Origin of the sequence: Streptomyces sp. NPDC013157 (genome assembly GCF_042899865.1) — a bacterium.
Lineage (GTDB): Bacteria > Actinomycetota > Actinomycetes > Streptomycetales > Streptomycetaceae > Streptomyces.
Window position 1 is genome coordinate 57,849 of sequence record NZ_JBIBAK010000006.1, and the last position, 8,252, is coordinate 66,100.

Annotated in this window: 6 protein-coding genes; all 6 read left to right on the forward strand. The window is 70.9% G+C overall.

Translation table 11 applies throughout. The annotated features are described in order from the left end of the window. The first annotated feature begins 230 nt into the window (after positions 1–230). The 6 genes from iolC (at position 231) to ACFY6U_RS19660 (ending at position 8,061) form a co-directional block, all read left to right on the forward strand. The gene (iolC, locus tag ACFY6U_RS19635; protein WP_390039816.1) at positions 231–1,181 is read left to right on the forward strand and encodes a 5-dehydro-2-deoxygluconokinase; all 951 of its coding nucleotides are present in this window, start codon (positions 231–233) and stop codon (positions 1,179–1,181) included. 59 nt (positions 1,182–1,240) lie between these two features. Beyond that, on the forward strand, positions 1,241–2,122 hold the full coding sequence (locus ACFY6U_RS19640) for a deoxyribose-phosphate aldolase (RefSeq protein WP_390040428.1): 882 nt from the start codon (positions 1,241–1,243) through the stop codon (positions 2,120–2,122). A 10-nt stretch (positions 2,123–2,132) separates the two neighbouring features. Next, positions 2,133–2,948 (forward strand): 5-deoxy-glucuronate isomerase, encoded by an 816-nt coding sequence (gene iolB / locus ACFY6U_RS19645; protein WP_390039818.1) that lies wholly within the window; start codon positions 2,133–2,135, stop codon positions 2,946–2,948. Continuing rightward, positions 2,945–4,816 (forward strand): 3D-(3,5/4)-trihydroxycyclohexane-1,2-dione acylhydrolase (decyclizing), encoded by a 1,872-nt coding sequence (gene iolD / locus ACFY6U_RS19650; RefSeq protein ID WP_390039820.1) that lies wholly within the window; start codon positions 2,945–2,947, stop codon positions 4,814–4,816. The genes iolB and iolD overlap by 4 nt, the downstream gene beginning before the upstream one ends. A gap of 14 nt (positions 4,817–4,830) precedes the next feature. Continuing rightward, positions 4,831–6,333, forward strand: coding sequence for a CoA-acylating methylmalonate-semialdehyde dehydrogenase (gene mmsA / locus ACFY6U_RS19655; RefSeq protein WP_390039822.1), 1,503 nt, complete (start codon positions 4,831–4,833; stop codon positions 6,331–6,333). A 330-nt stretch (positions 6,334–6,663) separates the two neighbouring features. Continuing rightward, complete coding sequence (locus tag ACFY6U_RS19660) at positions 6,664–8,061, forward strand: APC family permease (RefSeq protein WP_390039824.1); 1,398 nt, start codon at positions 6,664–6,666, stop codon at positions 8,059–8,061. The last annotated feature ends 191 nt before the right edge of the window (positions 8,062–8,252 follow it).

Below are 8,252 nucleotides of genomic sequence, written 5' to 3' on the forward strand. Positions count from 1 at the left end.
CGGCGCGCCCCGTGAAGCGCCCCGCAGGGGCGCTGGGGGTGCCCCCGGCCGAAGGTTGGGGGAGGAACTGCGCGACCAGCCACCCCCGACCCGCACCCGCACACCCATCACTCCGTCCACCCCCGTAGGTGCCGTCGCCCCCTCTCTCGTCAGAATGTCCGGACAAACCATTGACACGACCTCCTCTCCCGGACTACAAACCACGGGAGAGCCATGACGAAGGGAAGCCGATGGCGTACGACCTGATCACCATGGGGCGGATCGGGGTGGATCTCTATCCGCTCCAGACCGGAGTCCCGCTCGCCCAGGTGTCGTCCTTCGGCAAGTTCCTCGGCGGGTCGGCGACGAACGTGGCCGTGGCGGCCGCCCGCCTCGGCCGCCGCACCGCCGTCATCACCCGCACCGGTGACGACGCCTTCGGCGCCTACCTGCACGAGGCCCTCCAGGGCTTCGGCGTGGACGACCGCTGGGTCACCCCGGTCCCCGGCCTGAACACCCCGGTCACGTTCTGCGAGATCTTCCCGCCGGACGACTTCCCGCTGTACTTCTACCGGCAGCCCAAGGCCCCGGACCTGGAGGTCGACGCCCACGAGCTGGACCTCGACGCCGTCCGCGACGCCCACATCTTCTGGATCACCGGCACCGGCCTGAGCGAGGAGCCCAGCCGCACGGCGACCCTCGCGGCCCTCGCCCACCGGGCCAAGGCGGGCACGACCGTCTTCGACCTCGACTGGCGCCCGATGTTCTGGAAGGACCCGGACGCCGCCCGGCCGTTCTACGCCGAGGCGCTCCGGCACACCACCGTCGCCGTCGGCAACCTCGACGAGGTGGAGGTCGCGACCGGCGTGCGCGAGCCGCAGGCCGCCGCCCAGGCACTCCTCGACGCCGGAGTCGAGATCGCCGTGGTCAAGCAGGGCCCCAAGGGCGTCCTCGCCGTCAGCCGCGACGGCGACCGGGCCGAGGTCCCGCCCCTGCCCGTGAACGTGCTGAACGGCCTCGGCGCCGGCGACGCCTTCGGCGGCTCCCTCTGCCACGGCCTGCTCGAAGGCTGGGACCTGGAGAAGATCATGCGGCACGCCAACGCGGCCGGTGCCATCGTCGCCTCCCGCCTGGAGTGCTCCTCCGCGATGCCGACCCCCGAAGAGATCGACGCCGCGCTCACCGCCGGAGCGGTGCTGTGAGGGCCGGCCGTGTCGCGGGCGCGCACCACGACGGCGGAGCCGGCGCCCCCGCGAGCCAGGTGAAGGTGGACGTCTCCGCCCTCGTCCACACCCGCACCCACCACCCCGAGGCGATCGCCGAGGCGGCCACCCGCCGCGTCCGCCGTCCGCTCCTCAACGAGGACGGCAAGCTGATGATCGTCGCCGCCGACCACCCGGCCCGGGGCGCCCTCGGCGTGGGCGGCGACACGCTCGCCATGGCCAACCGGGCCGAACTGCTGGAACGGCTCTGCCTGGCGCTGTCCCGCCCCGGCGTCGACGGCGTCCTCGCCACCGCCGACATCCTGGACGACCTGCTCCTGCTCGGTGCCCTCGACGGCAAGGTCGTCATGGGCTCGATGAACCGGGGCGGACTGCAGGGCGCCTCCTTCGAGCTCGACGACCGCTTCACCGGCCACCGCGCCGAGGACATACAGCGCCTCGGGTTCGACGCCGGCAAGCTGCTCCTGCGCATCGACTACGACGACCCGGGCTCCCTCACCACCCTGGAGTCCACGGCCCGCGCCATCGACGACATGGCCGCGCGCCGGCTGCCGGTCTTCGTCGAGCCGTTCATCAGCCGCCGCACCCCGGAGGGCAAGGTGAAGAACGACCTGTCCGCGGAGGCGGTCACCAAGTCCATCGCCATCGCCTCGGGTCTCGGCGGGAGTTCGGCCTACACCTGGCTGAAGGTCCCGGTCACCGACAACCCCGACGACATGGCGCAGGTCATGGAGACGTCCACCCTCCCCGCGGTGCTGCTGGGTGGCGAGGTCGGTGACGACCAGGACGGCGCGTACGAGAAGTGGCGCAGCGCCCTGCAACTCCCCACCGTGCGCGGCCTGGTGGTCGGCCGCTCGCTGCTGTACCCGGCGGACGGCGACGTGGCCGCCGCCGTGGACACCGCTGTCGGACTCCTGTGAGGGCGAGAAGATGACGACCGGCGAGCTGCACCTCACCAAGGGGTCGACCGCGAACGCCCAGTACACGCTCGACATCGACCCCAAGCGGGCCGGTTGGGCGCACAGCAGCCTGAGGATCGTCGAACTGACCCCGGGGGGAACGCATTTGTTCACCACCGGGGACAGCGAATGGATCGTGCTTCCGCTGCAGGGCGGTTGTACGGTGCGAACAGAGGGAAACGAGTTCCAGATCCTGGGCCGGGAGAGCGTGTTCAGCGGAGTCTCCGACTTCGCGTACGTGCCCCGGGACGCCCAGGTCCAGATCGCCTCCGGCGCGGGAGGCCGCTTCGCCCTGGCAGGAGCGAAGTGCGAGCGACGACTCCCCGCCCGCTACGGCCCCGCGCCGGAGGTCCCCGTCGAAGACCGCGGCAGCGGCACCAGCGCCCGCCGGGTGCGCAACTTCGCCTCCGCGTCCGCCTTCGACTGCGACAAGCTCATCGCCGTCGAGGTGATCACCCCCGGCGGCAACTGGTCCTCGTACCCGCCGCACAAGCACGACGAGCACCGGCCCGGCGAGGAGTCGGAGCTGGAGGAGATCTACTACTTCGAGATCGACGGACCGAACGGTATCGGGTATCAGCGCGTATTCCCCTCCCGTGAGGGCGGTACGGACGTCCTCGCCGAGGTCCGCTCCGGCGACGCCGTGCTCGTTCCCGACGGATGGCACGGCCCGTCGATCGCGCAGCCCGGCCACGACATGTACTACCTGAACGTCATGGCGGGGCCCGGTGCGACGCGGGAGTGGCGGATCTGCTTCCACCCGGACCATACGGAGGGTTACCGATGACGATTCGGTTGACCGTCGCGCAAGCGCTTGTCCGCTTCCTCGCCGTCCAGTTCACCGAGCGGGACGGCGAGCGCCGCCGCCTGATCGGCGCCACCTGGGGCATCTTCGGCCACGGCAACGTGGCCGGCCTCGGCCAGGCGCTCCTCGAGCACCTGGACGAGATGCCGTACCACCAGGGCCGTAACGAGCAGGCCATGGTGCACGCGGCGGTCGGCTACGCGCGTCAATCGAACCGTCTCTCCACCCACGCCGTGACGACGTCCATCGGGCCGGGCGCCACCAACCTGGTCACCGGCGCCGCCCTCGCCACCGTCAACCACCTCCCGGTCCTGCTCCTCCCCGGCGACGTCTTCGCCACCCGCCCCGCCGACCCGGTCCTCCAGCAGCTCGAGGTCCCGCACGCGGCCGACGTGTCCGTCAACGACACCCTCCGCCCCGTCTCGAAGTTCTTCGACCGGATCAACCGCCCCGAACAGCTGATCCCCTCCGCCCTCGCCGCCCTGCGGGTCCTCACCGACCCCGTCGAGACCGGCGCCGTCACCCTCGCCCTCCCCCAGGACGTGCAGGCCGAGGCGTACGACTGGCCGGAGGAGTTCTTCGCCGAGCGGGTGTGGACCGTGCGGCGGCCGGGCGCCGACCCCGCCGAACTCGCCGCGGCCGTGACGGCGATCCGGAACGCGCGCAGGCCCCTGGTCATCGCGGGCGGCGGGGTCCACCACAGCCGCGCCGAGGCCGTCCTCACCGAGTTCGCCGAGGCCACCCGCATCCCGGTCGCCTCGACCCAGGCCGGCAAGGGTTCGCTCCGCTGGGACCACCCGCAGGACGTCGGCGGCGTCGGCCACACCGGCACTGCCACCGCCGACGAACTCGCCCGCACCGCCGACCTGGTGATCGGCGTCGGCACCCGCTACACCGACTTCACCACGGCCTCCGGCACCCTCTTCGAGAACCCGGACGTCCGCTTCCTCAACCTCAACATCGCCCCCTACGACGGCCACAAGCTGGCCGGCCTGCCCCTGGTCGCCGACGCCCGCAGCGGTCTCGCGCAACTGCGCCGGGCCCTGGACGGCCACCGGACCGCCGACTCGTACGTCACCGAGTACACCGAGGACAAGGAGCGCTGGGAGCAGCGCGTCGACGCCTGCTACGAGGCCGACGAGCCCGACATCCGGCCGACCCAGCCGCAGGTCCTCGGCGCCCTGGACGCGCTCGTCGACGAGACGGACGTCCTGATCAACGCGGCGGGCTCGCTCCCCGGCGACCTGCACCGGATGTGGCGGGCGCGGTCGCGGGACCAGTACCACGTGGAGTACGGCTACTCGTGCATGGGCTACGAGATACCGGCCGCCATCGGGGTGAAACTCGCGGCGCCGGAGCGGAACGTGTGGGCGCTGGTCGGCGACGGCACGTATCTGATGATGCCGACGGAGATCGTCACCGCCGTGCAGGAGGGGACAGCCATCAAGGTGCTGCTGGTGCAGAACCACGGCTACGCCTCCATCGGCGGACTCTCCGAGTCGGTGGGCGGCGAGCGGTTCGGCACCGCGTACCGCTTCCCCTCGGACGACGGCACCTTCACGGGTGCCCCGCTCCCCGTCGACCTGGCCGCCAACGCGGCCAGCCTCGGCATGCGCGTCCTGCGCGCGAAGACTGTCCGGGACCTGCGCACGGCACTCGCCGAGGCGCGGGCCGCCGACACTCCCACATGTGTCTACGTGGAGACGGAAACGGCCGACACTGTGTCGGGCCCGCCTCCCGCGCAGGCCTGGTGGGATGTACCTGTGGCCGAGACCGCGACCCGATCGTCCGCGGTCAAGGCACGTGAGCTCTACGAACGGCACGTCTCGACCCGACGCCGCCATCTGTGAAGGAGTAACCGGTCATGACGAAGATCGTCAACCACTGGATCGGCGGCAAGTCCGTCGACGGCACGTCGGGCAACTACGGGCCGGTCACCGACCCGGCCACCGGCGCTGTCACCACGAAGGTCGCGTTCGCGTCGGTCGACGAGGTCGACGCCGCGGTCGCCGCCGCCAAGGACGCCTTCGCGACCTGGGGCCAGTCCTCGCTGGCCAAGCGCACGGAGATCCTGTTCCGCTTCCGTGCCCTGCTGGACGCGAACCGGGACGCGATCGCCGAGCTGATCACGGCCGAGCACGGCAAGGTGCACAGCGACGCCCTCGGCGAGGTCGCCCGCGGTCTGGAGATCGTCGACCTGGCGTGCGGCATCAACGTGCAGCTGAAGGGCGAGCTGTCCACGCAGGTCGCCAGCCGCGTCGACGTCTCCTCGATCCGCCAGCCCCTCGGCGTCGTCGCGGGCATCACGCCGTTCAACTTCCCGGCGATGGTCCCGATGTGGATGTTCCCGATCGCCATCGCGACCGGCAACACCTTCGTCCTCAAGCCGTCCGAGAAGGACCCGTCCGCCTCGATCAAGCTCGCCGAGCTGCTGGCCGAGGCCGGGCTGCCCGACGGCGTCTTCAACGTCGTGCACGGCGACAAGGTGGCCGTGGACCGGCTCCTGGAGCACCCGGACGTCAAGGCGGTCTCCTTCGTCGGCTCGACCCCGATCGCCCGCTACATCCACACCACCGCCTCCGCCAACCACAAGCGCGTCCAGGCGCTGGGCGGTGCCAAGAACCACATGCTGGTCCTGCCGGACGCCGACCTGGACGCGGCCGCCGACGCCGCCGTCTCCGCGGCCTACGGCTCGGCGGGCGAGCGCTGCATGGCCATCTCCGCGGTCGTCGCGGTGGGCGCGATCGGCGACGAGCTGGTGGAGAAGATCCGCGAGCGCGCCGAGAAGATCAAGATCGGCCCCGGCAACGACCCCACCTCCGAGATGGGCCCGCTGATCACGGCCGTTCACCGCGACAAGGTGGCCTCCTACGTCTCCGGCGCCGCCGCCGAGGGTGCCGAGGTCGTCCTGGACGGCACCGGCTACACGGTCGAGGGCTTCGAGGACGGCCACTGGATCGGCATCTCGCTCCTCGACAAGGTGCCCACCACCGCCAAGGCCTACCAGGACGAGATCTTCGGCCCGGTCCTGTGCGTCCTGCGCGTGGAGACGTACGAGGAGGGTGTGGCGCTGATCAACGCCTCCCCCTTCGGCAACGGCACCGCGATCTTCACCCGGGACGGCGGCGCCGCCCGCCGCTTCCAGCTGGAGATCGAGGCCGGCATGGTCGGCGTGAACGTGCCGATCCCGGTCCCCGTGGGCTACCACTCCTTCGGTGGCTGGAAGGACTCGCTCTTCGGCGACCACCACATCTACGGCAACGACGGCACGCACTTCTACACCCGCGGCAAGGTCGTCACCACCCGCTGGCCCGACCCGGCGGACGCGCCCGCGGGCGTCGACCTGGGCTTCCCGCGCAACCACTGAGCGTGGCCGCCTGACCCCGTCGGGGCCGTCCGGTATCCGGACGGCCCCGACTTTTTTTGTCGGCCGTGCTGCGGTTCTCGTTTTCACGGGAGGAAACGGGTGACTTAAGTTCTTTGCGTTCATGACCTTCGAAACCAAGGTCATGCCAATAAGGAGCTTGATGATTACCCCATCAGGTCGCTCAACCCTACGAAAGTGATGTGGCCACCGACGCTTTAAGGGTGCGGAATCCGAAGGTAAACAGCCATTGACGCAATGGTTTTCGTCGGGGTTCCATGCAGCGCAGCCCAACCGCCGGAGGCATCCGCCAGAGTCGATCGGAACCGCCGCATGACCGACACGCTCCGCCCTGTCGAGAACGCCCTCACAGAGGCGTCCGACAGTCCCAAGACGCTCAAGCGCTCCATCGGAGTAGTCGGCGGCACCCTCCTCACCCTCTCCTGCGTCACCCCGGCCTCCACGCTCTTCGTGGTCGTCCCCGACCTGTTCGGCTCCCTCGGGACCGCCACCGCCCTCACGATCGCCATCGGCTCCCTCCTCTGTATCGCCGTGGCCTTCTGCTACTCCGAGCTGGGCACCCTCATCCCCAGCGCGGGCGGCGAGTACGCGATGGTCTCGACGCTGGCGGGCCGCCTCGCCGGCTGGCTGGTCTTCGTCCTCTCCCTCCTCGTCGTGATGATCGTGCCCCCGGTGATCGCGATGGGCACGGCCGACTACCTCGCCCCGATCGTCCACCTGGACCCGGCCATGACCGGCGCCGGCGTGATGCTCCTCGCGACCCTCGCCGGCCTTCTGGACCTGCGCGCGAACGCCTGGATCACCGGCATCTTCCTGGTCCTGGAGGTCATCGCCGCGGGCGTGGTGGCGGTGCTGGGCTTCTCCCACAGCCACCGGGGCGTGGACAGCCTCACCTCGATGCAGGTCGCGGACACGGGCGGCCACACCACGACCGTCACCGCGATGCTCGTCGTCTCCGGCCTGGCCATCGCCCTCTTCGTCACCCAGGGCTTCTCGACCGCGGTCTACCTCTCCGAGGAACTGGAGGACCCGCGCCGCAACGTCGCCCGCACGGTCCTCGCCACCCTCGCGATCTCCACGGTGGTCATCCTCGTCCCGGTCGCCGCGATCACCATGGGCGCGACCGACCTCAAGGCCCTCACCGGCGGCGACATCAGCTCCATGGTCACGGCCTGGTCCAACTCCGCGGTCGGCACCTTCGTCAGCCTCTGCGTGGCCCTCGCGATCATCAACGCGGGCATCGTCATGGTCATCCAGAACTCCCGCGTCCTGTTCGCCTCGGCACGCGACAAGGCCTGGCCGGGCCCGGTCAACAGCGCCCTCTCCCGCCTCGGCCGCTTCGGCTCCCCCTGGGTCGCCACCCTCGCCGTCGGCGTCCCCGGCGCCCTCCTCTGCTTCGTCAACCTCGACACCCTGTACGGCGTGACGGGCGTCTCGGTGACCGGCATGTACCTCCTCGTCGCCATCGCCGCCCTCCTCTCCCGCCGCGGCCACCACAAGCACACCCCGGCCTGGCGCATGCCGCTCTGGCCCGCGATGCCGATCCTCCTCATCGCCGTCCTCGGCTACATCCTCACCCAGCAGGAAACGACCTACCTCCTCTGGACCGGCGGCATCACCGCCGCCGCCACCCTCTACTGGGCCCTGTACCTCCGCCCCCGCAAGGAAACCCACTGGGTGGTCTCCATCCCGGAGGACGCCCAGACCTGACGGTCGGCGCCCGCGGGGAACCACCCGACCGGCCCCCACCGGCCCGCGGGGATCCACCGGCCGGTCCGGCGCCGCCGATATCCGTCGTTGCGGCTGATCGCCGTTGCGGCGGGCTGCCGGATCGGGGGGTGATGTTGGTGGAGTGGCGCCGGTTGTGAGCGCCGGGGCGGGTGGTCGGCCTCAGGGGCGCG